Here is a 25,317-nt window from a genome sequence, read left to right as displayed (position 1 = left end):
GATAAGGAAATTGCCCTTTGAAAACTAAACAAACAAAATCGTGCAAACAAACAAAAATTATTAGTTTCAGAAATGAAGCTAAGCCAACGTAACAAAATGAGCTAATCAACTTTCTTGGAGAGTTTGATCCTGGCTCAGGACGAACGCTGGCGGCGTGCCTAATACATGCAAGTCGAGCGAATCACTTCGGTGGTTAGCGGCGGACGGGTGAGTAACACGTGGGCAACCTGCCTGTAAGACTGGGATAACACCGGGAAACCGGTGCTAATACCGGATAATCCTTTTCCTCTCATGAGGAAAAGCTGAAAGACGGTTTCGGCTGTCACTTACAGATGGGCCCGCGGCGCATTAGCTAGTTGGTGAGGTAACGGCTCACCAAGGCGACGATGCGTAGCCGACCTGAGAGGGTGATCGGCCACACTGGGACTGAGACACGGCCCAGACTCCTACGGGAGGCAGCAGTAGGGAATCTTCCACAATGGACGAAAGTCTGATGGAGCAACGCCGCGTGAGCGATGAAGGCCTTCGGGTCGTAAAGCTCTGTTGTTAGGGAAGAACAAGTACCGGAGTAACTGCCGGTACCTTGACGGTACCTAACCAGAAAGCCACGGCTAACTACGTGCCAGCAGCCGCGGTAATACGTAGGTGGCAAGCGTTGTCCGGAATTATTGGGCGTAAAGCGCGCGCAGGCGGTCCTTTAAGTCTGATGTGAAAGCCCACGGCTCAACCGTGGAGGGTCATTGGAAACTGGGGGACTTGAGTGCAGAAGAGGAAAGCGGAATTCCACGTGTAGCGGTGAAATGCGTAGAGATGTGGAGGAACACCAGTGGCGAAGGCGGCTTTCTGGTCTGTAACTGACGCTGAGGCGCGAAAGCGTGGGGAGCAAACAGGATTAGATACCCTGGTAGTCCACGCCGTAAACGATGAGTGCTAAGTGTTAGGGGGTTTCCGCCCCTTAGTGCTGCAGCTAACGCATTAAGCACTCCGCCTGGGGAGTACGGCCGCAAGGCTGAAACTCAAAGGAATTGACGGGGGCCCGCACAAGCGGTGGAGCATGTGGTTTAATTCGAAGCAACGCGAAGAACCTTACCAGGTCTTGACATCCTCTGACACTCCTAGAGATAGGACGTTCCCCTTCGGGGGACAGAGTGACAGGTGGTGCATGGTTGTCGTCAGCTCGTGTCGTGAGATGTTGGGTTAAGTCCCGCAACGAGCGCAACCCTTGATCTTAGTTGCCAGCATTCAGTTGGGCACTCTAAGGTGACTGCCGGTGACAAACCGGAGGAAGGTGGGGATGACGTCAAATCATCATGCCCCTTATGACCTGGGCTACACACGTGCTACAATGGATGGTACAAAGGGCTGCAAGACCGCGAGGTTTAGCCAATCCCATAAAACCATTCTCAGTTCGGATTGCAGGCTGCAACTCGCCTGCATGAAGCCGGAATCGCTAGTAATCGCGGATCAGCATGCCGCGGTGAATACGTTCCCGGGCCTTGTACACACCGCCCGTCACACCACGAGAGTTTGTAACACCCGAAGTCGGTGGGGTAACCGTAAGGAGCCAGCCGCCTAAGGTGGGACAGATGATTGGGGTGAAGTCGTAACAAGGTAGCCGTATCGGAAGGTGCGGCTGGATCACCTCCTTTCTAAGGATAAAGCTGGACCTGTGAGCCAGACAAAACAGTTTGTTTGTAACGCGATCTTTGTTTGTTTAGTTTTGAGAGTACAATCTCTCAAAGCTTTTTTTAATCGTTCTTTGAAAACTAGATAATCGTAAGAAGAAGCAAAGTAAACATCGAGTAATCGCCATTTTAGTTTTTCTCTCTTATGTAAATAAGAGTTATAAACCTTTTAGGTTAAGTTAGAAAGGGCGCACGGTGAATGCCTTGGCACTAGGAGCCGATGAAGGACGGGACTAACACCGATATGCTTCGGGGAGCTGTAAGTAAGCTTTGATCCGGAGATTTCCGAATGGGGGAACCCACTGTTCGTAATGGAACAGTATCTTTACCTGAATACATAGGGTATGGAAGGCATACCCGGGGAACTGAAACATCTAAGTACCCGGAGGAAGAGAAAGCAAACGCGATTCCCTGAGTAGCGGCGAGCGAAACGGGACATAGCCCAAACCAAGAGGCTTGCCTCTTGGGGTTGTAGGACACTCAACATGGAGTTACAAAGGAACGGGGTAGATGAAGCGATCTGGAAAGGTCCGTCATAGAAGGTAAAAACCCTGTAGTCGAAACTTCGTTCCCTCCTGAGTGGATCCTGAGTACGGCCGGACACGAGAAATCCGGTCGGAAGCAGGGAGGACCATCTCCCAAGGCTAAATACTCCCTAGTGACCGATAGTGAACCAGTACCGTGAGGGAAAGGTGAAAAGCACCCCGGAAGGGGAGTGAAATAGTTCCTGAAACCGTGTGCCTACAAGTAGTTAGAGCCCGTTAATGGGTAATAGCGTGCCTTTTGTAGAATGAACCGGCGAGTTACGATCCCATGCAAGGTTAAGTTGAAAAGACGGAGCCGCAGCGAAAGCGAGTCTGAATAGGGCGTATAAGTATGTGGTCGTAGACCCGAAACCAGGTGATCTACCCATGTCCAGGGTGAAGTCCAGGTAACACTGGATGGAGGCCCGAACCCACGCACGTTGAAAAGTGCGGGGATGAGGTGTGGGTAGCGGAGAAATTCCAATCGAACTTGGAGATAGCTGGTTCTCTCCGAAATAGCTTTAGGGCTAGCCTCACGTAGTAAGAGTCTTGGAGGTAGAGCACTGTTTGGACTAGGGGCCCTCATCGGGTTACCGAATTCAGACAAACTCCGAATGCCAAAGACTTATCCGTGGGAGTCAGACTGCGAGTGATAAGATCCGTAGTCAAAAGGGAAACAGCCCAGACCACCAGCTAAGGTCCCAAAGTATACGTTAAGTGGAAAAGGATGTGGAGTTGTTTAGACAACCAGGATGTTGGCTTAGAAGCAGCCACCATTTAAAGAGTGCGTAATAGCTCACTGGTCGAATGACTCTGCGCCGAAAATGTACCGGGGCTAAACGTATCACCGAAGCTGTGGATTGACATCTTAGATGTCAGTGGTAGGAGAGCGTTCTAAGGGCGTTGAAGCTAGACCGTAAGGACTGGTGGAGCGCTTAGAAGTGAGAATGCCGGTATGAGTAGCGAAAGATGAGTGAGAATCTCATCCACCGAATGCCTAAGGTTTCCTGAGAAAGGCTCGTCCGCTCAGGGTTAGTCGGGACCTAAGCCGAGGCCGAAAGGCGTAGGCGATGGACAACAGGTTGATATTCCTGTACCACCTCTTTATCGTTTGAGCAATGGGGGGACGCAGGAGGATAGGGTAAGCGCGCTGTTGGATATGCGCGTCTAAGCAGTTAGGCTGAGAAGTAGGCAAATCCGCTTCTCACATAAGGCTGAGCTGTGATAGCGAGGGAAATTTAGTACCGAAGTTCCTGATTCCACACTGCCAAGAAAAGCCTCTAGCGAGATAAATGGTGCCCGTACCGCAAACCGACACAGGTAGGCGAGGAGAGAATCCTAAGGTGAGCGAGAGAACTCTCGTTAAGGAACTCGGCAAAATGACCCCGTAACTTCGGGAGAAGGGGTGCTTTTTGAGGTGAATAGCCTCGAAGAGCCGCAGTGAATAGGCCCAGGCGACTGTTTAGCAAAAACACAGGTCTCTGCGAAGCCGCAAGGCGAAGTATAGGGGCTGACGCCTGCCCGGTGCTGGAAGGTTAAGAGGAGGGGTTAGCGCAAGCGAAGCTCTGAATCGAAGCCCCAGTAAACGGCGGCCGTAACTATAACGGTCCTAAGGTAGCGAAATTCCTTGTCGGGTAAGTTCCGACCCGCACGAAAGGCGTAACGATCTGGGCACTGTCTCAACGAGAGACTCGGTGAAATTATAGTACCTGTGAAGATGCAGGTTACCCGCGACAGGACGGAAAGACCCCGTGGAGCTTTACTGTAGCCTGATATTGAATTTTGGTACAGCTTGTACAGGATAGGTAGGAGCCTGAGAAGCCGGAGCGCTAGCTTCGGTGGAGGCGTCGGTGGGATACTACCCTGGCTGTATTGAAATTCTAACCCGCACCCCTGATCGGGGTGGGAGACAGTGTCAGGTGGGCAGTTTGACTGGGGCGGTCGCCTCCTAAAGAGTAACGGAGGCGCCCAAAGGTTCCCTCAGAATGGTTGGAAATCATTCGCAGAGTGTAAAGGCACAAGGGAGCTTGACTGCGAGACCTACAAGTCGAGCAGGGACGAAAGTCGGGCTTAGTGATCCGGTGGTTCCGCATGGAAGGGCCATCGCTCAACGGATAAAAGCTACCCCGGGGATAACAGGCTTATCTCCCCCAAGAGTCCACATCGACGGGGAGGTTTGGCACCTCGATGTCGGCTCATCGCATCCTGGGGCTGTAGTCGGTCCCAAGGGTTGGGCTGTTCGCCCATTAAAGCGGTACGCGAGCTGGGTTCAGAACGTCGTGAGACAGTTCGGTCCCTATCCGTCGTGGGCGCAGGAAATTTGAGAGGAGCTGTCCTTAGTACGAGAGGACCGGGATGGACGCACCGCTGGTGTACCAGTTGTTCTGCCAAGGGCATCGCTGGGTAGCTATGTGCGGACGGGATAAGTGCTGAAAGCATCTAAGCATGAAGCCCCCCTCAAGATGAGATTTCCCATAGCGCAAGCTAGTAAGAACCCTGAAAGATGATCAGGTTGATAGGTCAGAGGTGGAAGCGTGGTAACATGTGGAGCTGACTGATACTAATCGTTCGAGGACTTAACCAAATTTTAAAGCGAACTCGTTTTTACAACTTCTTCTGCATTATCTAGTTTTGAGGGAATGATACCTCAACAAAATAAGTCTGGCAATTATGGCGAGAAGGTCACACCCGTTCCCATACCGAACACGGAAGTTAAGCTTCTCAGCGCCGATGGTAGTTGGGACACGCGTCCCTGTGAGAGTAGGACGTTGCCAGGCACATTTAAAAGACAACCTGAAAAGGTTGTTCTTTTTTGTGTTTCAGGTCAAGCACCTGAGCTGATAAATAGGCGGAAAAATTCCGCTTAATTAGTGATTAGTATTAAAAAAGGCTTAAATAGACGGAGAGATTCCGCCTATTGATTCGAAAAATTCAAAAACGGGGGATTTTTCTTTGATTAAGCGGAAAACCTCCCCTTATTTACCCCGAAACGAGCTCCATTCTGCATCTAACCGGAAAATATCCGCTTATTTTACTTTTGCTGGTTACTCGATTAAGGAAAATCCTTCAACGGTAACTAAAGAGTGTTCCATCGTCATCCCATCAAATACTGATAAACCAAATACGGCCCCTTTTGCATGGTGACATCAAGGAAAGAACAAATGAAGGGGTAATCCTGGTTGGGCATCATCTTCGTCAACTCACTCCACCATTCCGTTTCATAGCGGGCAATCATACTTAAATTGTAAAGCAATAGGTAATGAATTAGCAGCTCAGGGAAATTAAAATAATTGCCTTTATTAAGGGGCAGCGCGTAATAATTTGCCTCCAAATGAAACCTTAATGGTGATCTACCAAACGAGGTTGTATTCAACATGAAAGATAATCCCCCCTCTGAAAACTCCACTCCCTTCTCAAACTTTGATGCCAGAAACTCCTTAAAGCGGTTTTCTGTCATATGAAAATGGTCTAATATGGTGTCAGGCACCACAAATTGTTTATGATCCGTTTGTAATTTGATAAATGTCCTTTTCCCTTCAAGTAGTAAGAATAAATCATCTAGTTCTGGTATAAGCTGTAGTAATTCCTCCATAATGACTTTCTCCCCTTCCAATTGTTTCATGTGAAACAATTTTTCAGAGATGAAGGGGAAAAGTCCATTTTTTTGAAATTTAACTTCGTCTTGAAAGAAATGATAATTCTGCTTCTTTCTTTTTCTGGTCGAAACCCCGTGGGCTAAAACAGCTGTAGTTTCTGGGTACGCGGGATCAATCGTTAATATACATGCTTTAATTAAATGGACAAGGCCATAAAAAAGCATAATTGGTTTGATAATAAGTGGGGAGCTTGCTGCTTGTTGATAATAAACTTGACCGTGTTCAAGATAATAAAGAAAGGCATAACAGTTTTCATAGCTTTTTTGTTCGGGATTTTCGATATTACGCTTTTGGTAACAATTTTTCAAAAAGCGCTGACAGTATTCTGCTGAAAAGAAGCAAGCGTAGCTTTTCCAGTCCTTATATTCAGTATTCAAATCAATATCACCTTTTTCAGAAGAATCAGACTAATGTTTATTCCTTGACAGTATTTTATCCAATTGATAACCTACAAATAATATTTTTTTCCTGGGGGCTATAAAAATGTGGGAAAGTAAGTTTGTAAAAGAAGGTTTAACGTTTGATGATGTACTATTAATTCCTGGTAAATCTGAGGTACTGCCTAGAGATGTAAACCTGCAAGTTGAATTATCACCAACTGTAAAGCTAAATATTCCCATCATTAGTGCTGGGATGGACACTGTAACCGAGTCCGAGATGGCTATTTCAATGGCTCGTCAAGGCGGTTTAGGGATCATTCATAAGAATATGACCATTGAGCAGCAAGCAGAGCTGGTGGAAAAGGTAAAGAGATCAGAGAGCGGGGTCATTACCGATCCATTTTTCCTGACTCCAGAGCATCAAGTGTATGATGCTGAGCATTTAATGGGAAAATATCGAATTTCCGGTGTACCGATTGTTAATAACTTGGAGGAACAAAAGCTTATTGGAATTATTACCAATAGGGATCTTCGTTTTATCCAAGATTATTCATTTAAAATCTCCGATGTTATGACTAAGGAAAATCTTGTGACTGCTCCAGTTGGTACGACTTTAAAAGAAGCAGAGAAAATTCTACAGCATTACAAAATTGAAAAATTGCCTCTTGTCAATGAGCAGGGTGTGTTAAAAGGGTTAATTACAATTAAGGATATCGAAAAGGTGATTGAATTTCCAAACTCTGCAAAAGACAGTCAAGGGCGTCTATTAGCCGGAGCAGCGGTTGGAGTAACGAGCGATACGATGAAACGAGTAGAAGCACTTGTAAAAGCCAATGTCGATGTAATTGTCCTTGATACAGCCCATGGACATTCCAAAGGTGTCCTCGATATGGTAAAGGAAATTAGAACTACTCATCCAAATCTCACCATCATTGCTGGGAACGTGGCAACAGCTGAAGGAACCAAAGCCTTAATTGAAGCAGGAGCCGATGTTGTTAAAGTAGGAATTGGACCTGGTTCAATTTGTACAACACGAGTTGTAGCGGGTGTCGGTGTTCCACAAATTACTGCCGTTTATGATTGTGCAGGAGAAGCGATGAAGCATGGCAAGACGATTATTGCCGATGGCGGCATCAAATACTCTGGAGATATCGTAAAGGCTCTTGCAGCTGGCGGACATGCCGTTATGCTGGGCAGCTTATTGGCAGGGGTAACAGAGAGCCCAGGAGAGACAGAAATTTTCCAAGGACGCCGCTTTAAAGTGTACCGGGGGATGGGTTCAGTGGCCGCGATGGAAAAAGGATCAAAAGACCGTTATTTCCAAGAAGATAATAAGAAGTTCGTTCCAGAAGGAATTGAAGGACGGATTCCTTATAAGGGGCCATTAGCAGAGACTGTTTATCAACTTATCGGCGGACTCAGATCAGGAATGGGTTATTGCGGAACTAAAGATCTAGAGGAATTAAGAACCAAAGCACAATTTATTAAAATGACAGGTGCGGGGTTAAGAGAGAGTCATCCACATGATGTGCAAATCACAAAAGAGGCTCCAAACTACTCATTATAATCTTTCAAGCAGAGAAGCAATGTCTTCTCTGTTTTTTGTGTAAATAGGCCTAAAAAAGATTAGAGAAACTTCTAAAATTAGCCATAAGATGGTTCATAGCTCCGTCTATGATTTGCTAATGACTTATGTTAAAATAACCAAAGTGTATAAATTCATGGAGGGCGTTAAAGTGAACAAATATTTTTATCAGAAATTTGTTGCCAGTGCGCTGGCACTTATTATGTTTTTGGGGATTTTTGCCGGGGTCGATCCAGTTAAGGCCGAAGCAGGGCTCAATGTAAACGCAGATGGTGCAATTATGGTTGATGGAGAAACAGGCAGGGTTTTATATCAGAAAAATGCGGACAGTCCATTAGGAATTGCCAGTATGACGAAGATGATGACGGAATATCTTTTACTTGATTCAGTGAAACATGGAAAGGTGAAATGGGATCAGGAATATACGGTAAGTGATCTTGTTTATAAGATTTCGCAGCCTACCGGATTATCGAATGTCCCTTTACGTCTTGGTGAAAAATATAATGTGCGAGAATTATATGAGGCAATGGCTATTTATTCTGCAAATGGGACAACCATTGCACTTGCAGAAGTGATTGGCGGTTCGGAAACGAATTTTGTGAAGATGATGAATGACAAGGCCAAAAAGCTAGGCTTGAAAAATAGTAAATTTGTGAACTCAACGGGTTTGAATAATAAAGATTATAATGGGGAGCAGCCGCAGGGAACGGGTGCGGAGGAAGAAAATGTTATGTCTCCGCGTGACGTGGCGACGTTAGCTTATCATCTCATTAATGATTATCCAGATGTACTAAAAACGGCTAGTACGCCAAAAAAGGTTTTTCGAGAGGGTACAGATGATAGAATCGTCATGCAAAACTGGAACTGGATGCTCCCATCATTGGTTTATGGTTATCAAGGCATGGACGGGCTAAAAACAGGGACAACTGATTTTGCGGGTTATTGTTTTACTGGAACAGCCAGCCGCGATGGAAAACGATTTATAACGGTTGTCCAAAATGCTAAAGATGTGAGCGGCAAAAACGATGGTTATAAAGCACGCTTTGGTGAAACAAAAAAAATGCTGGATTATGCTTTCAGCAATTTCACAAAAGAGACACTTGTTCCTAAACACTATCAAGTAAAGGGACAGAAGACAGTTCCTGTGATTAAAGGAAAAGAGGACCTAGTAAAAATCTATACGAAATCAGCCATTAACATGATTATTCAAAATGGTGGAAAACAGGATTACAAACCAGTCCTTGTTCTGGATAAAAATAAGCTTAATAAAAACGGCGAGTTAACTGCACCTATTAAAAAAGGTGAAAAGATCGGCTACTTAACCGTTGCACCGAAAAATGGCGAGAAGGTAAGCTTCTTAACATCTGAGGGCGGGCAGAAGGTTAAAGTTGATGTAATTGCAGTAAATGGAGTCGAAAAATCAAATTGGTTTGTATTAATGATGAGGGGCATCGGTAATTTCTTTGGCGATGTCTGGCATGGGATTTCTACCGCTGTTAAAGGTTGGTTTTAAACTCATTTAGTATAAACTGGTTGCATTTGGTTAAAAATTATAGTAAATTAAGAAATACAAAATCCTAATAGTGATTAAAGCAATGAGAGGAACTAGTAACAGGGAACTCATTCTCTAGAGAGCCGGTGGGTGGTGCGAACCGGTGGATGAAGCTTGTGAATCCCTCCTCGAGCAAGGTATGGAACGCCTCACGAAGAGGTAAGTAAGTACTTTCGGTAGAAACCGTTAACGTTTTTCGAGGTGGACAGCTTTTTCTGTCAACCAGGGTGGTATCGCGAGTAACTCTCGTCCCTGTTTTAGGGGCGGGAGTTTTTTGTTTTTCAAGCGGAAACCTTCCACTTGATAATTTTCTATAAAAAGGAGTGCGACAATTATGTTAGATATTAAAGTGTTACGAGCTAATTTTGAAGATGTGAAAGAAAGGCTTCAAAATCGTGGGGAAGATTTATCTGCTCTCGATCAGTTTGAGGAACTCGACCAAAGAAGGCGCGAATTGATTGTGGAGACAGAACAATTAAAGAGCCGACGTAATGAGGTTTCTCAGCAGGTGGCCACTTTAAAACGTGAAAAACAGAATGCGGATCATTTGATTACGGAAATGCGTGAAGTGGGTGACCAAATCAAAACGTTTGATGATGAATTACGAGTGGTGGAAGAATCATTAGAACTGCTGATGCTGAGTATTCCGAATATCCCTCATGAAAGTGTTCCCGTGGGTGAAACTGAAGAAGATAATATTGAAATTAGACAATGGGGCACGGTACGTGATTTTGAGTTTGAAGCAAAGCCCCACTGGGATGTTGCCGATCACTTAGGCATTCTTGACTTTGATCGGGCCGGAAAAGTAACCGGAAGTCGTTTTGTCTTTTATAAAGGGTTAGGAGCTCGTTTAGAACGGGCGTTAATTAGCTTCATGTTAGACCTCCATGTCGATGAGCATGGTTATACAGAAATATTGCCGCCTTATTTAGTTAATCGGGCAAGTATGACTGGAACGGGACAGCTTCCAAAGTTTGAAGAAGATGCCTTTTTGATTGGAAATGAAGATTACTTCTTGATTCCAACCGCTGAGGTTCCTGTAACCAATTTTCACCGCGATGAAATTTTAAGCGGCGAGGATTTGCCAATCCGCTTTGCTGCCTATAGTGCGTGTTTCCGCTCTGAGGCGGGCTCTGCGGGCCGTGATACACGAGGTTTGATTCGTCAGCATCAATTTAACAAGGTAGAGCTTGTAAAGTTTGTTAAGCCTGAAGACTCTTATCAGGAGCTTGAAAAGCTAACCAACGACGCGGAACGGGTATTACAATTACTAGAACTACCCTACCGTGTGCTAAGCATGTGTACAGGTGACCTTGGTTTTACCGCAGCGAAAAAGTACGACATTGAAGTTTGGATTCCAAGCTATGGAACATACCGGGAAATATCTTCTTGCAGTAACTTTGAGGCCTTCCAGGCAAGGCGGGCAAACATTCGCTTCCGCCGTGAACCTAAGGCAAAACCAGAGCATGTTCATACCTTAAATGGATCTGGCCTCGCGATTGGCCGCACGGTAGCTGCCATTTTAGAAAATTACCAACAAGCTGACGGCAGCGTCGTGATTCCTGCTGTTTTACGTCCTTATATGGGCAACCGGGATGTCATTACATTGAAGTAAATAACAAAAACTGGACAGATTAAACTTGTCCAGTTTTTTTATAGATAAGAAAGTATAAGTTTTGAACTTAGATAACTGTCTAGCTCCAGCGCCCAGCGGCTAGTGGACTTCGCCCTTTTCCCTACGATAAGTCAACATCGAATCGCTATCGCTCTCCGTGTTTCCTTTATCTCAGTCAAAGTGCTCCAGTCCATATGCCGCTAAACGGGCGCTTCCGCTTTATTATTGTTGACACAGTGAAAACTATATGGTAAATTAGTTTTTGTTGATACGGAGGAATACCCAAGTTTGGCTGAAGGGATCGGTCTTGAAAACCGACAGGCGGGTAACACCGCGCGGGGGTTCGAATCCCTCTTCCTCCTCCATTAATTTTAAAATCGCGCATAAAAACTGGAGATAAAGGTTCGTTACATTACATGTAACGGCTTTTTTTTTATATCTAAAAAGAAAACACATATCGGATTATCCAATATGTGCTGTTCTCATATTTAAAATTTCTTGTAACTTATCTTCGACCGCACGGCAGACTCTAGTGGCATCTTCCTCGCTTTTTACAACGTCAGTCGAATCCATATCAATCACTAATACTTCGCTTGCCGCATACTGATTCATAACCCACTCATCATAACCCTTCCACACTTCAAAGTAATACTCCTTCAGCTCAGGGTTAATTTCAAAGCTTCTTCCGCGCGCCATAATTCGATCAATGACTGTATCAAACGAACCTTTTAAGTACACCATTAAATCTGGTGCTTTCCTTGGGAGTTCATTAAGTTCTTCAAGCATATTTTCAACTAGGTCTTCGTAAATTTTAAATTCCAAATCTGATATTCTGCCTAACGATTTATTTACATAGGCAAAATACCAATCTTCATAAATGGACCGGTCCTGAATGGTGTAAACAGGCTCTTCCCAACTGACACATTCCTTAACGGTTTTAAAGCGTTTATTTAAGAAAAATAATTGAAGCAGGAAAGGTATTCTTTTGGTATCTAATTCTTCAGGTGTTAGTTCATAATAGAGAGGCAAAATTGGATTATCATCCACCGATTCATAAAACACCTTGCTCTCAATTCCTCTATTTTGAAAGTGTGCATTCAATGTGTCAGCTACACTTGTTTTTCCAAGACCAATCATACCACCAATAACGATACTCACTAACATTCCCCTGTTCTATAGTGTTTTAGTAGTCCAGCTGTTTTTTTTTAATGCTAATGATAACTGACCAATAATATGGGTTAAATCCTGTTCATTTTTTACAAAATCCAATTCATCCCCGCTAAAGCGAAGGACTGGAATTTCCGGATGTTCCTTTTCAAAAATGGTCATTGTTTCTTCATAATCAAGCGATAATTGCTCTAAATATAAGGGGCTGATATTTTTTTCTACTTCACGCCCTCTTACTTTAATCCGTTTTAACAGCGTGTCTAGGCTTGCATTCAAATAAATGATCACGTTAGGCCTAGGCATATCTTCGGTTAGAATTTGGTAAATTTTATAATATTTTTGGTATTCGTCAGTGCTTAATGACCGCTTTGCAAAAATTAAATTCTTGAAGATATGATAATCGGCTACTACGGACTGATTTTGACTTAAGAAATGGGTATTGATATCCCCTAATTGCTTAAAGCGATTGCAGAGGAAAAACATTTCCGTTTGAAAACTCCACTCCTCAATATTTTCATAGAATTTCCCTAAAAATGGATTTTCATCAACAATCTCTTTTAGTAATGCAAATTCAAATTGCGCTGAAATGGCTTTTGCGAGTGATGTTTTTCCTACACCAATCGGCCCTTCAACGGTAATAAAGGGTGTATCCCCCATTGCAAGTCCTCCTTCGAAAGCTGCCTTCACTCTATGTTTCACCGGATAAACCGGATTTTAAGTCTATTAAAAACATGCAGTTTTTATTTTATCATAATCTCACTCAGGAAGGGATAAGGAATATTTAGAAGTCATAAGGTTTATATCAAAAATATGAAAAAACTGCCGAATTAAGGCAGTTTTTGTAGAAAAAATATTTACGACCCACGCTTGGTGACAGTGAAATTGTCCACGATTAATAGCCAGTTTTGCGGGAAGGCTAGACCTAGTTTCCAATAGCTCATGCCCCTAATATTTAACTCTTTAATTAAATTAAACTTTGCCTGGATCGAGCGGGCATCTTCAAACCAAACCTCATGTTGCTTCCCGGCATCTGAGTATCTAAAAAAAGGTGCCTGTGCCTTGGTGTCATATTGAATGGGAACATGGTGGCTTGCGGCGAGCTGTATCGCTTGCTGCGGGCTTACAGCCTTGGCCACAGATCCCTGCACGAAAGGTAAGGTCCAATCATAGCCATAAAGATTTTGGCCCATCATAATTTTATTCGAGGGGATCTCAGTGACGGCGTATTCCAAAACTCTTCTCACTTGATCAATAGGCGATACCGCCATCGCAGGGCCGCCACTATAGCCCCATTCATAGGTCATAATCACGACAAAGTCGGCGATTTCCCCGTGTGCCTTATAGTCATGCCCCTCATACCATTTCCCTTTTTGCGTGGCACTGGTCTTAGGTGCAAGGGCTGTTGACATAAGCCAGCCCTGACTTTTGAATCTTTGTTTTGCCTTTCGTAAGAAGCGATTATAGGCCTCGCGGTCGGCGGGGCGTAAAAACTCAAAGTCAAAGTGTATGTCACGGAAGCCATACTTATTGGCAGTTGAGACAATGTTATGAAGGAACTTATCTTGAATGGCCATGTTATTTAATAATATTCGGCCGAGTTCATCACTGAACTGGTCATTTTCTTGATTGTTTATGACCATCATTAAGACGTTACGGTTGGCTTTAGCAATAGCAGGAAAGTTATTTAGTAACGGTGCTTTTAATGTGCCGTCACGGCGGACTTGAAAGCTAAATGGGGCCAAATATGTTAGATAAGGTGCGGCCTCACGAGCACTGGTTTCCAAGACTGGGGCTACAGTGGTGCCGCGCGGTTCAACGTACGCATTAAATTCAGCGTTTCTTTTTTTACCTTGGGGAATGTAAAGACGAAAACCCACATTAAGATGCTGATTTACATTCAAGCGATTGATGGTGGCAAGCTCCTGAGCGGAGACGCCCACCTTTCTCGAGATTGAGAATAGGGAATCACCCGGCTGGACGAAGTAAAAGTGACCGATAATCGGAATGACAAGTGACTGACCAATGACAAGATTGTTTGGATTGGGTAAATCATTGGCTTCAACAATATCTTGGACGGTTGAATGATAAGTTCTCGCGATCGTAGTTAACGATTCATTCGGTTTCACCACATGGATTTGCATCCTAATCCCTCCCTGGTAAATATGCGTTGCAACTATTTTATGAGGGAGGATACGGATAAATGATATAATGCTGGTAAATTTCATCTGTACAAGGGTGAATCCTTGCTTTTAAGACATTCTCCATCATCGTTAAGGCGTACTGATTATCGTTGTCGTCAGCAGAGGCAATACAATCTCTAGGAACAAGTAATTCATATTCACGCATATAAGCATCATTTGCTGTGAAAAGTACACAAATATTTCCGGCAATCCCTGTAAGAATAAGTGTCGTTACTTTCAGTTGGTGCAGCAAGGTATTTAGTGCTGTTCCATAAAAAGCCGAATGCTTTGGTTTGATTAAAAATAAATCCTTCTCCTCGGGAAGCAGTACTTCAAAAACAGGCGAGCTACGTTCGTTTGTGCATAGGTCAATAATTTTATGTAAATCGGCCTGCCATAAATTATAATGGTCGTTAATGAAGATAACGGGTAAATTTCTTTCGTTAAATTGATTTTTTATATTTTTGATAGAACCGGCAATACGGGCAGCCTTTTTGGCAAGAATGGGGCCATGGGTAAAATCAAAGTTATTTATCATATCGATAATAATAAGCGCGGGACGAATCTGGGTCATTTGTCTCTCTCCTTCACCTCCTATTTTGCTGTGAGAGAGTCCGTTTTATCCTGCTGCTCAGATAAGAAAAGGGGAAATAACATGGAAATCGAGCATTTGCAAGATGAAGACTTTATGAGAGAAGCAATCAAAGAAGCGAAGAAGGCGGAAGAGCGGGGCGAGGTGCCGATTGGTGCGGTCATTGTTATGGAAGGAAAGATTGTTGCCCGTGCATATAATTTACGTGAGAACGAGCAAAATGCCATCGCGCACGCCGAACTATTAGCTATTGATCAAGCCTGCAAGGACATAGGTTCGTGGCGTTTAGAAGAGTCTACCTTATATGTAACTTTAGAGCCCTGTCCGATGTGTGCGGGTGCCATCATTTTAGCTAGAGTGAAAAAGGTGGTTTATGGCGCGGCGGACCCTAAGGGCGGTTGTTGTGGAACGCTCATGAATCTATTGGGTGATGAACGTTTCAACCATCAGAGTGAGGTTACGAGCGGTGTATTAGAAAAAGAGTGCGGGCAAATGCTCTCAGATTTTTTTCGAGGAATAAGGGAACGAAAAAGGCTTGAGAAAATAATGCAAAAGAACAGTATTACAGAAATTGACAGTGAATAGTAATTGCTTTTTTACAAGAATATTTGTATACTAAGAAAGCGTCATAGAGACGCACTAAACTTTGGTATCAACTTTGCCGTGCTAGGTGGGGAGGCAGCGGTGCCCTGTACCCGCAATCCGCTCTAGCGGGACTGAATCCCTTCCCGAGGCTAACGACCTGTAGGGTCTGCCTTAAGTAAGTGGTGTTGACGCCCGGGTCCTGCGCAATGGGAATCCATGAACCATGTCAGGTCCGGAAGGAAGCAGCATTAAGTGGACGCTCCCATGTGCCGCAGGGTGGCCTGGGCCGAGCTAACTGCTTAAGTAACGCTTATGGGCGTTAGTCGACGGAAGGTGCACGGCAGTTATATTACATAAATTAACTCATCTCAGACTTGGGATGAGTTTTTTTGTCTAATCAACTAGATTCATTTTGTAAAATGCAAAATGGTTAAGGTATAATAGGAAAAGTGGAAAGTTGAAAATTTTGAAGGGGGCGATTGTCAATTGGCTTATCAGGCTTTATACCGTGTTTGGCGGCCTCAAACATTTATAGATGTAGTAGGACAAGAACATGTAACCAAGACATTACAAAACGCCCTGCTTCAGCAAAAGATCTCACACGCTTATCTTTTTTCAGGACCGAGAGGAACGGGGAAAACAAGTGCGGCTAAAATATTAGCAAAGGCCATCAATTGTGAACGATCGCCTGTTTCAGAGCCATGTAATGAGTGTGCAGCCTGTCTCGGTATTACCAATGGGACCATCTCGGATGTACTGGAATTTGATGCTGCTTCCAACTCACGTGTGGAAGAAATGCGTGATGTTCTTGATAAGGTCAAATTTGCACCTACTTCAGTTCAATACAAGGTCTATATAATTGATGAAGTACATATGCTTTCCATCAGCGCATTTAATGCTTTGTTAAAAACATTAGAAGAACCGCCTAAGCATGTTATCTTTATTTTAGCAACGACAGAACCACATAAAATCCCATTAACGATTATTTCTAGATGTCAGCGCTTTGACTTTAGGAGGATTACCGCTGGGGCAATCGTCAAAAGGATGAAATTAATCGTTGAGGAATCTGGGATTCATTGTGATGAGCGAGCACTGCAACTGATTGCGAGGGCAGCTGATGGCGGGATGCGTGATGCACTTAGTCTTTTGGATCAGGCCATCTCGTATAGCGAGGACCAAGTATCTATCGAGGATGCGTTAACGGTAACTGGTTCCGTATCACAGGGATTTTTGAATAAGCTAGCTTTAGCCTTCCGAGAAAAGGATGTGGCGAGCGGGCTGGAGGCATTGGATGAACTTTTATTTCATGGAAAAGACCCGATGCGTTTTATTGAGGATTTAATCCTATTTTATCGTGATATGCTGTTGTATAAAACGGCACCTAACTTGGAAGAATCCTTGGAAAGAGTGATGCTTGATGAGGATTTTCGAGTCATGGCAGAAACGATTTCGATGGATCAAATCTACCAGCTCATCGATCTCTTAAATAAAACACAACAAGAAATGCGTTGGACGAACCATCCAAGGATTTTCCTAGAAGTAGCGATCGTAAAGTTGTGCCAGATGGAAGCAAAACAAACCGTACAGGCACAACCGGCTCAAATGGAAGAGTTAATCGCAAGAGTCGGTCAGCTGGAGTCAGAACTGCAACACTTAAAGGCAAACGGTGTGGCGGTTGTCACGCAAGAGACGGCACCGCAAGCACAGAAGTCTGCGCCGAGAACATCTAAAAAGACCTTTCAGCCAGCGGTTGGAAGAATAAATGAAGTGTTAAAGCAGGCAACAAAAAGCGATTTAAATGCCATTAAGACCAATTGGGGCGAATTGCGGGCAAGTCTATTGAAATCACAAGCCGCCCTGTTAAATGATGCAGAGCCTATTGCGGCGTCCTCTACTGCTTTTATAATAAAATTCAAGCATGAAATGATTTGCCAAATGGCGATGAGTCGAACTGACTTTCTGGATGCAGTTGTCGCAGCTTTACATAAATTAACAGGAATTAGATTTACAATCTTAGGTGTCCCGGAAGACCAGTGGCTGCCAATTCGCGAAAGCTTTTTGAATAGCCATGATGGGGCTGAAGGTGAAACCAGTGAAGCAACGAAGGAAGAAGAACCTCATATTGCAGAAGCCAAGAAATTATTTGGCGCTGAATTTGTAGAGATTATTGATTAACAACTAATTATTTGGAGGTAGATGGTAATGATGCGTGGTGGCGGAATGGGAAATATGCAAAATATGATGAAACAAATGCAAAAAATGCAAAAGAAAATGGCGGAGGCACAAGAAGAATTAGGTGAAAAAAAGATTGAAGGTTCTGCAGGCGGCGGGATGGTTACAGTGATGGTAACAGGCCATAAGGAAGTCGTGGATGTAATTATCAAACCAGAAGCAGTTGACCCTGATGATATCGAAATGCTTCAAGACCTTGTTTTAGCAGCAACAAATGATGCTCTTAAAAAGGTAGAAGAGTTAACCAATAGCACGATGGGGCAATTCACAAAAGGAATGAATCTTCCTTTTTAAGAGAGGAATAGAAAAACATGCATTATCCTGAACCAATCTCTAAGCTGATTGACAGCTTTATGAAGCTGCCGGGGATCGGTCCGAAAACGGCCGGTCGTCTGGCTTTTTTTGTCCTAAGTATGAAAGAGGATACGGTGCTTGATTTTGCCAAAGCACTAGTGAATGCTAAACGAAATTTAACTTATTGTTCTGTCTGTGGTCATATCACGGATCAAGACCCATGTTATATTTGTGAGGATGGGCGGCGGGATAAGAGTATTATCTGTGTTGTCCAAGATCCTAAAGACGTGATAGCGATGGAAAAAATGAAAGAATTCAACGGATTGTACCATGTACTCCACGGGGCAATATCCCCAATGGACGGAATCGGTCCTGAGGATATAAATATCCCTGACCTCTTAAAACGTCTTCAGGATGAAACGGTAACGGAAGTAATCCTTGCGACTAACCCTAATATTGAAGGGGAAGCTACTGCTATGTACATTTCTCGGTTGTTAAGGCCTTCAGGGATCAAAACGACGAGAATTGCCCATGGTCTTCCAGTTGGCGGTGACCTAGAATATGCGGATGAGGTCACCTTATCGAAGGCGATTGAAGGGCGAAGGGAATTTTAAGAAGACGCGGAGGAATCACTCATGTTTTTTCAACGTAAAGGGCGGCTTCGTAAAGAGTATAATGAAAAGCTGCTAATGCAGTTGAATCGATATAAAGAACATTGGCAGCAGGAAAAGCTACTGTTGGAAAAAAGTTTCGATCCTTCCGAAGAAGTGATTTGCCAAACAAAGATCGCTGAGGCAAAATATATCTTTCTATTAAGAGAAGCGAAGCAGCGGAATGTTACCTTAATGAGATCATAAAACAAGCTATTGCCCTTTTTAGGTCTATTTTTCTCAACTTGTACATAAGTTGAAACAAAGTGACTTATGAAGGGGGATAGCTTTTTTGGAACCAATTATTGTAATTTCCATCCTCGGAGGATTAATACTTATCCTATTATTTACTGGTGCACCCTTTAAGCCTGCCAGATACGTTGGACAGGCTGCCATTAAATTAGTGATTGGAGCACTCTTTTTATTTTTCTTAAACGCGGCAGGTAACCGCTATGGCATTCATGTGCCCATTAATTTTGCTACCTCCGCTATCTCGGGCTTTCTGGGAATTCCGGGACTATTCGCCTTGGTTGCCATTCAACAATGGGTTATTTAAGTCACTGAAACCGCTGGGAAAAGCGGTTTTTTCTATTTATAAAACTATTTGTAAAAAAGGTGTTGACCATTGTGCAGATATGCTGTAATATATGAAAAGTCGTCACAGAGACGATGTGAAACAAACGAAAAAAGTTATTGACTTTCGAGTGGTAACTTGGTAAGATGATAAAGTCGCATTTGGCGATTGAGAAATTGTTCTTTGAAAACTAAACAAACAAAATCGTGCAAACAAACAATAAATTTTAGTTTCTTTAACGAAACTAAGCCAACGTAACAAATGAGCTAATCAACTTTCTTGGAGAGTTTGATCCTGGCTCAGGACGAACGCTGGCGGCGTGCCTAATACATGCAAGTCGAGCGAATCACTTCGGTGGTTAGCGGCGGACGGGTGAGTAACACGTGGGCAACCTGCCTGTAAGACTGGGATAACACCGGGAAACCGGTGCTAATACCGGATAATCCTTTTCCTCTCATGAGGAAAAGCTGAAAGACGGTTTCGGCTGTCACTTACAGATGGGCCCGCGGCGCATTAGCTAGTTGGTGAGGTAACGGCTCACCAAGGCGACGATGCGTAGCCGACCTGAGAGGGTGATCGGCCACACTGGGACTGAGACACGGCCCAGACTCCTACGGGAGGCAGCAGTAGGGAATCTTCCACAATGGACGAAAGTCTGATGGAGCAACGCCGCGTGAGCGATGAAGGCCTTCGGGTCGTAAAGCTCTGTTGTTAGGGAAGAACAAGTACCGGAGTAACTGCCGGTACCTTGACGGTACCTAACCAGAAAGCCACGGCTAACTACGTGCCAGCAGCCGCGGTAATACGTAGGTGGCAAGCGTTGTCCGGAATTATTGGGCGTAAAGCGCGCGCAGGCGGCCCTTTAAGTCTGATGTGAAAGCCCACGGCTCAACCGTGGAGGGTCATTGGAAACTGGGGGACTTGAGTGCAGAAGAGGAAAGCGGAATTCCACGTGTAGCGGTGAAATGCGTAGAGATGTGGAGGAACACCAGTGGCGAAGGCGGCTTTCTGGTCTGTAACTGACGCTGAGGCGCGAAAGCGTGGGGAGCAAACAGGATTAGATACCCTGGTAGTCCACGCCGTAAACGATGAGTGCTAAGTGTTAGGGGGTTTCCGCCCCTTAGTGCTGCAGCTAACGCATTAAGCACTCCGCCTGGGGAGTACGGCCGCAAGGCTGAAACTCAAAGGAATTGACGGGGGCCCGCACAAGCGGTGGAGCATGTGGTTTAATTCGAAGCAACGCGAAGAACCTTACCAGGTCTTGACATCCTCTGACACTCCTAGAGATAGGACGTTCCCCTTCGGGGGACAGAGTGACAGGTGGTGCATGGTTGTCGTCAGCTCGTGTCGTGAGATGTTGGGTTAAGTCCCGCAACGAGCGCAACCCTTGATCTTAGTTGCCAGCATTCAGTTGGGCACTCTAAGGTGACTGCCGGTGACAAACCGGAGGAAGGTGGGGATGACGTCAAATCATCATGCCCCTTATGACCTGGGCTACACACGTGCTACAATGGATGGTACAAAGGGCTGCAAGACCGCGAGGTTTAGCCAATCCCATAAAACCATTCTCAGTTCGGATTGCAGGCTGCAACTCGCCTGCATGAAGCCGGAATCGCTAGTAATCGCGGATCAGCATGCCGCGGTGAATACGTTCCCGGGCCTTGTACACACCGCCCGTCACACCACGAGAGTTTGTAACACCCGAAGTCGGTGGGGTAACCGTAAGGAGCCAGCCGCCTAAGGTGGGACAGATGATTGGGGTGAAGTCGTAACAAGGTAGCCGTATCGGAAGGTGCGGCTGGATCACCTCCTTTCTAAGGATAAAGCTGGACCTGTGAGCCAGACAAAACAGTTTGTTTGTAATGCGATCTTTGTTTGTTTAGTTTTGAGAGTATAATCTCTCTATTATATTTCCGTTGTGGGGGCCTATAGCTCAGCTGGTTAGAGCGCACGCCTGATAAGCGTGAGGTCGATGGTTCGAGTCCATTTAGGCCCACCATCTTTATAACGGGGCCTTAGCTCAGCTGGGAGAGCGCCTGCTTTGCACGCAGGAGGTCAGCGGTTCGATCCCGCTAGGCTCCACCAAAGTTTTTTGCAATAGCAAAATAACTTTCAATTTAATTGTTCCTTGAAAACTAGATAATCGTAAGAAGAAGCAAAGTAAACATCGAGTAATCGCCATTTTAGTTTTTCTCTCTTATGTAAGTAAGAGTTATAAACCTTTTAGGTTAAGTTAGAAAGGGCGCACGGTGAATGCCTTGGCACTAGGAGCCGATGAAGGACGGGACTAACACCGATATGCTTCGGGGAGCTGTAAGTAAGCTTTGATCCGGAGATTTCCGAATGGGGGAACCCACTGTTCGTAATGGAACAGTATCTTTACCTGAATACATAGGGTATGGAAGGCATACCCGGGGAACTGAAACATCTAAGTACCCGGAGGAAGAGAAAGCAAACGCGATTCCCTGAGTAGCGGCGAGCGAAACGGGACATAGCCCAAACCAAGAGGCTTGCCTCTTGGGGTTGTAGGACACTCAACATGGAGTTACAAAGGAACGGGGTAGATGAAGCGACCTGGAAAGGTCCGTCATAGAAGGTAAAAACCCTGTAGTCGAAACTTCGTTCCCTCCTGAGTGGATCCTGAGTACGGCCGGACACGAGAAATCCGGTCGGAAGCAGGGAGGACCATCTCCCAAGGCTAAATACTCCCTAGTGACCGATAGTGAACCAGTACCGTGAGGGAAAGGTGAAAAGCACCCCGGAAGGGGAGTGAAATAGTTCCTGAAACCGTGTGCCTACAAGTAGTTAGAGCCCGTTAATGGGTAATAGCGTGCCTTTTGTAGAATGAACCGGCGAGTTACGATCCCATGCAAGGTTAAGTTGAAAAGACGGAGCCGCAGCGAAAGCGAGTCTGAATAGGGCGTATGAGTATGTGGTCGTAGACCCGAAACCAGGTGATCTACCCATGTCCAGGGTGAAGTCCAGGTAACACTGGATGGAGGCCCGAACCCACGCACGTTGAAAAGTGCGGGGATGAGGTGTGGGTAGCGGAGAAATTCCAATCGAACTTGGAGATAGCTGGTTCTCTCCGAAATAGCTTTAGGGCTAGCCTCACGTAGTAAGAGTCTTGGAGGTAGAGCACTGTTTGGACTAGGGGCCCTCATCGGGTTACCGAATTCAGACAAACTCCGAATGCCAAAGACTTATCCGTGGGAGTCAGACTGCGAGTGATAAGATCCGTAGTCAAAAGGGAAACAGCCCAGACCACCAGCTAAGGTCCCAAAGTATACGTTAAGTGGAAAAGGATGTGGAGTTGTTTAGACAACCAGGATGTTGGCTTAGAAGCAGCCACCATTTAAAGAGTGCGTAATAGCTCACTGGTCGAATGACTCTGCGCCGAAAATGTACCGGGGCTAAACGTATCACCGAAGCTGTGGATTGACATCTTAGATGTCAGTGGTAGGAGAGCGTTCTAAGGGCGTTGAAGCTAGACCGTAAGGACTGGTGGAGCGCTTAGAAGTGAGAATGCCGGTATGAGTAGCGAAAGATGAGTGAGAATCTCATCCACCGAATGCCTAAGGTTTCCTGAGGAAGGCTCGTCCGCTCAGGGTTAGTCGGGACCTAAGCCGAGGCCGAAAGGCGTAGGCGATGGACAACAGGTTGATATTCCTGTACCACCTCTTTATCGTTTGAGCAATGGGGGGACGCAGGAGGATAGGGTAAGCGCGCTGTTGGATATGCGCGTCTAAGCAGTTAGGCTGAGAAGTAGGCAAATCCGCTTCTCACATAAGGCTGAGCTGTGATAGCGAGGGAAATTTAGTACCGAAGTTCCTGATTCCACACTGCCAAGAAAAGCCTCTAGCGAGATAAATGGTGCCCGTACCGCAAACCGACACAGGTAGGCGAGGAGAGAATCCTAAGGTGAGCGAGAGAACTCTCGTTAAGGAACTCGGCAAAATGACCCCGTAACTTCGGGAGAAGGGGTGCTTTTTGAGGTGAATAGCCTCGAAGAGCCGCAGTGAATAGGCCCAGGCGACTGTTTAGCAAAAACACAGGTCTCTGCGAAGCCGCAAGGCGAAGTATAGGGGCTGACGCCTGCCCGGTGCTGGAAGGTTAAGAGGAGGGGTTAGCTGCTAAGCGAAGCTCTGAATCGAAGCCCCAGTAAACGGCGGCCGTAACTATAACGGTCCTAAGGTAGCGAAATTCCTTGTCGGGTAAGTTCCGACCCGCACGAAAGGCGTAACGATCTGGGCACTGTCTCAACGAGAGACTCGGTGAAATTATAGTACCTGTGAAGATGCAGGTTACCCGCGACAGGACGGAAAGACCCCGTGGAGCTTTACTGTAGCCTGATATTGAATTTTGGTACAGCTTGTACAGGATAGGTAGGAGCCTGAGAAACCGGAGCGCTAGCTTCGGTGGAGGCGTCGGTGGGATACTACCCTGGCTGTATTGAAATTCTAACCCGCACCCCTGATCGGGGTGGGAGACAGTGTCAGGTGGGCAGTTTGACTGGGGCGGTCGCCTCCTAAAGAGTAACGGAGGCGCCCAAAGGTTCCCTCAGAATGGTTGGAAATCATTCGCAGAGTGTAAAGGCACAAGGGAGCTTGACTGCGAGACCTACAAGTCGAGCAGGGACGAAAGTCGGGCTTAGTGATCCGGTGGTTCCGCATGGAAGGGCCATCGCTCAACGGATAAAAGCTACCCCGGGGATAACAGGCTTATCTCCCCCAAGAGTCCACATCGACGGGGAGGTTTGGCACCTCGATGTCGGCTCATCGCATCCTGGGGCTGTAGTCGGTCCCAAGGGTTGGGCTGTTCGCCCATTAAAGCGGTACGCGAGCTGGGTTCAGAACGTCGTGAGACAGTTCGGTCCCTATCCGTCGTGGGCGCAGGAAATTTGAGAGGAGCTGTCCTTAGTACGAGAGGACCGGGATGGACGCACCGCTGGTGTACCAGTTGTTCTGCCAAGGGCATCGCTGGGTAGCTATGTGCGGACGGGATAAGTGCTGAAAGCATCTAAGCATGAAGCCCCCCTCAAGATGAGATTTCCCATAGCGCAAGCTAGTAAGAACCCTGAAAGATGATCAGGTTGATAGGTCAGAGGTGGAAGCGTGGTAACATGTGGAGCTGACTGATACTAATCGTTCGAGGACTTAACCAAATTTTAAAGCGAACTCGTTTTTACAACTTCTTCTGCATTATCTAGTTTTGAGGGAATGATACCTCAACAAAATAGTCTGGCAGCAATGGCGAGAAGGTCACACCCGTTCCCATACCGAACACGGAAGTTAAGCTTCTCAGCGCCGATGGTAGTTGGGACACGCGTCCCTGTGAGAGTAGGACGTTGCCAGGCACATTTAAAAAAACAACCAGAAATGGTTGTTTTTTTTGTTATAGGGGATTCCGAAGGACAAAACACCATCGGAAAGCAGGGAAAGTGTCTTTCGAATTGATTTTTGCGTAGGTATGAGAATTCATAGGCGGAAAATTTCCGTCTAATGTTTATAGAGGAAGCTAAAGAAGCAGATATAAGCGGAGATATTCCGGTTATCTCCTCTAAATAAGACAAAATCTAAAGATATGGATAATATAAGCGGAAAAACTCCCCTTATTCTTAAGGAAATATGGGTATTTCCCAATTTAGCCGGAATTTCTCCGTTTATTTTTCAAACACAGTGAAATCAACATTCAATTATAACAGAGACTGACCAATATTTTCTGTATATCAATTGGTAAGTAAAAATGTAGTGGATTTTGCTAAGGTATACTGGTTATTGTACCCCCATTTTAATATACAATTTGAAGGTCTTTTTGTATTACATTTTTAATGTTTGCGATTGATAACGAAACCCGTTAGTCTAAAATGGTTTCTTTTTGTTGTCCAATTCAATAAACATTAACAACAGTAAAAAAGTACGAAGTGTTTGTAAAGAATTTACGAATAGACATACACCCAATCGCAAACTGTTACATAATATATTAATTAAGATAACGATGAAAAGATTATTCAAAAAATTGTATACAAATAAACACATGAGGGCAG

General features: G+C 45.1%; 14 protein-coding genes, 3 tRNA genes, 6 rRNA genes, 1 other RNA gene and 1 other annotated feature. Of the genes, 19 read left to right on the top strand and 5 right to left on the bottom strand.

Annotation, left to right across the window (positions count from 1 at the left end; all coding sequences use genetic code 11):
- The first annotated feature begins 111 nt into the window (after positions 1 to 111).
- From RCG22_RS15575 to rrf (RCG22_RS15565), 3 genes are all read left to right on the top strand, one after another.
- Positions 112 to 1,649: ribosomal RNA gene (locus RCG22_RS15575) — 16S ribosomal RNA — on the top strand.
- Positions 1,650 to 1,857: 208 nt separating this feature from the next.
- Positions 1,858 to 4,793 (top strand): 23S ribosomal RNA (locus RCG22_RS15570).
- Positions 4,794 to 4,869: 76 nt separating this feature from the next.
- Positions 4,870 to 4,986, top strand: a 5S ribosomal RNA gene (gene rrf, locus RCG22_RS15565).
- Together the 16S, 23S and 5S rRNA genes form the textbook arrangement of a ribosomal RNA operon.
- Positions 4,987 to 5,303: 317 nt before the next feature.
- Here rrf (RCG22_RS15565) and RCG22_RS15560 read toward each other — a convergent pair.
- Positions 5,304 to 6,242, bottom strand: coding sequence for a YaaC family protein (locus RCG22_RS15560; protein ID WP_098263255.1), 939 nt, complete (start codon positions 6,240 to 6,242; stop codon positions 5,304 to 5,306).
- A 106-nt stretch (positions 6,243 to 6,348) separates the two neighbouring features.
- On the opposite strand from RCG22_RS15560, the gene guaB reads away from it, so the two are divergent.
- The 4 genes from guaB (at position 6,349) to RCG22_RS15540 (ending at position 11,362) form a co-directional block, all read left to right on the top strand.
- Entirely contained in the window at positions 6,349 to 7,812 is a 1,464-nt protein-coding gene (gene guaB, locus RCG22_RS15555; protein WP_308103666.1) for an IMP dehydrogenase, read from the top strand.
- Between the two features lie 220 nt (positions 7,813 to 8,032).
- Positions 8,033 to 9,343 (top strand): serine hydrolase, encoded by a 1,311-nt coding sequence (locus RCG22_RS15550; protein WP_308107174.1) that lies wholly within the window; start codon positions 8,033 to 8,035, stop codon positions 9,341 to 9,343.
- Positions 9,344 to 9,416: 73 nt separating this feature from the next.
- Positions 9,417 to 9,639, top strand: a binding site (T-box leader).
- Positions 9,640 to 9,716: 77 nt separating this feature from the next.
- Positions 9,717 to 10,997 carry a serine--tRNA ligase gene (gene serS / locus RCG22_RS15545; protein WP_308103664.1) on the top strand — a complete coding sequence of 427 codons (1,281 nt, stop codon included), beginning with the start codon at positions 9,717 to 9,719 and terminating at the stop codon, positions 10,995 to 10,997.
- Between the two features lie 272 nt (positions 10,998 to 11,269).
- Positions 11,270 to 11,362 (top strand) — tRNA-Ser (locus RCG22_RS15540).
- Positions 11,363 to 11,459: 97 nt separating this feature from the next.
- Here RCG22_RS15540 and RCG22_RS15535 read toward each other — a convergent pair.
- The 4 genes from RCG22_RS15535 to RCG22_RS15520 all read right to left on the bottom strand — a co-directional run bounded on the left by RCG22_RS15535 (position 11,460) and on the right by RCG22_RS15520 (position 14,918).
- On the bottom strand, positions 11,460 to 12,155 hold the full coding sequence (locus RCG22_RS15535) for a deoxynucleoside kinase (RefSeq protein ID WP_374049366.1): 696 nt from the start codon (positions 12,153 to 12,155) through the stop codon (positions 11,460 to 11,462).
- A 15-nt stretch (positions 12,156 to 12,170) separates the two neighbouring features.
- Positions 12,171 to 12,821, bottom strand: a complete 651-nt coding sequence (locus tag RCG22_RS15530; protein WP_308103662.1) for a deoxynucleoside kinase — start codon at positions 12,819 to 12,821, stop codon at positions 12,171 to 12,173.
- 197 nt (positions 12,822 to 13,018) lie between these two features.
- Positions 13,019 to 14,305 carry a glycosyl hydrolase family 18 protein gene (locus RCG22_RS15525; protein ID WP_308103661.1) on the bottom strand — a complete coding sequence of 429 codons (1,287 nt, stop codon included), beginning with the start codon at positions 14,303 to 14,305 and terminating at the stop codon, positions 13,019 to 13,021.
- A 37-nt stretch (positions 14,306 to 14,342) separates the two neighbouring features.
- On the bottom strand, positions 14,343 to 14,918 hold the full coding sequence (locus tag RCG22_RS15520; protein WP_098263262.1) for a cysteine hydrolase family protein: 576 nt from the start codon (positions 14,916 to 14,918) through the stop codon (positions 14,343 to 14,345).
- Positions 14,919 to 14,999: 81 nt separating this feature from the next.
- Here RCG22_RS15520 and tadA point away from each other — a divergent pair, with 81 nt between their 5' ends.
- From tadA to rrf (RCG22_RS15460), 12 genes are all read left to right on the top strand, one after another.
- Positions 15,000 to 15,521, top strand: a complete 522-nt coding sequence (gene tadA, locus RCG22_RS15515) for a tRNA adenosine(34) deaminase TadA (RefSeq protein ID WP_098263263.1) — start codon at positions 15,000 to 15,002, stop codon at positions 15,519 to 15,521.
- Positions 15,522 to 15,597: 76 nt separating this feature from the next.
- An RNA gene (gene ffs / locus RCG22_RS15510) (signal recognition particle sRNA large type) lies at positions 15,598 to 15,862 on the top strand.
- A 145-nt stretch (positions 15,863 to 16,007) separates the two neighbouring features.
- Positions 16,008 to 17,696 carry a DNA polymerase III subunit gamma/tau gene (gene dnaX / locus RCG22_RS15505; RefSeq protein WP_308103660.1) on the top strand — a complete coding sequence of 563 codons (1,689 nt, stop codon included), beginning with the start codon at positions 16,008 to 16,010 and terminating at the stop codon, positions 17,694 to 17,696.
- 30 nt (positions 17,697 to 17,726) lie between these two features.
- A complete protein-coding gene (locus RCG22_RS15500) occupies positions 17,727 to 18,047 on the top strand; it encodes a YbaB/EbfC family nucleoid-associated protein (protein WP_098263267.1) in 321 nt (106 codons plus the stop codon).
- A 17-nt stretch (positions 18,048 to 18,064) separates the two neighbouring features.
- Positions 18,065 to 18,661 (top strand): recombination mediator RecR, encoded by a 597-nt coding sequence (gene recR, locus RCG22_RS15495; RefSeq protein ID WP_098263265.1) that lies wholly within the window; start codon positions 18,065 to 18,067, stop codon positions 18,659 to 18,661.
- 21 nt (positions 18,662 to 18,682) lie between these two features.
- Positions 18,683 to 18,904 (top strand): YaaL family protein, encoded by a 222-nt coding sequence (locus tag RCG22_RS15490; protein WP_088084903.1) that lies wholly within the window; start codon positions 18,683 to 18,685, stop codon positions 18,902 to 18,904.
- Between the two features lie 85 nt (positions 18,905 to 18,989).
- Positions 18,990 to 19,253: a pro-sigmaK processing inhibitor BofA family protein gene (locus tag RCG22_RS15485; protein ID WP_098263266.1), complete on the top strand. Its 264-nt coding sequence runs from the start codon at positions 18,990 to 18,992 to the stop codon at positions 19,251 to 19,253.
- A gap of 294 nt (positions 19,254 to 19,547) precedes the next feature.
- Positions 19,548 to 21,085: ribosomal RNA gene (locus tag RCG22_RS15480) — 16S ribosomal RNA — on the top strand.
- Between the two features lie 108 nt (positions 21,086 to 21,193).
- A tRNA-Ile gene (locus RCG22_RS15475) sits at positions 21,194 to 21,270 on the top strand.
- A 10-nt stretch (positions 21,271 to 21,280) separates the two neighbouring features.
- Positions 21,281 to 21,356 (top strand) — tRNA-Ala (locus tag RCG22_RS15470).
- A 141-nt stretch (positions 21,357 to 21,497) separates the two neighbouring features.
- Positions 21,498 to 24,435: ribosomal RNA gene (locus RCG22_RS15465) — 23S ribosomal RNA — on the top strand.
- A gap of 75 nt (positions 24,436 to 24,510) precedes the next feature.
- Positions 24,511 to 24,627 (top strand): 5S ribosomal RNA (gene rrf, locus RCG22_RS15460).
- Positions 24,628 to 25,317: the final 690 nt, after the last annotated feature.

It is taken from the genome of Neobacillus nitrireducens (genome assembly GCF_030915405.1).
GTDB lineage: Bacteria > Bacillota > Bacilli > Bacillales > Cytobacillaceae > Neobacillus.
This window is presented reverse-complemented; position numbering and strand designations above follow the sequence as displayed.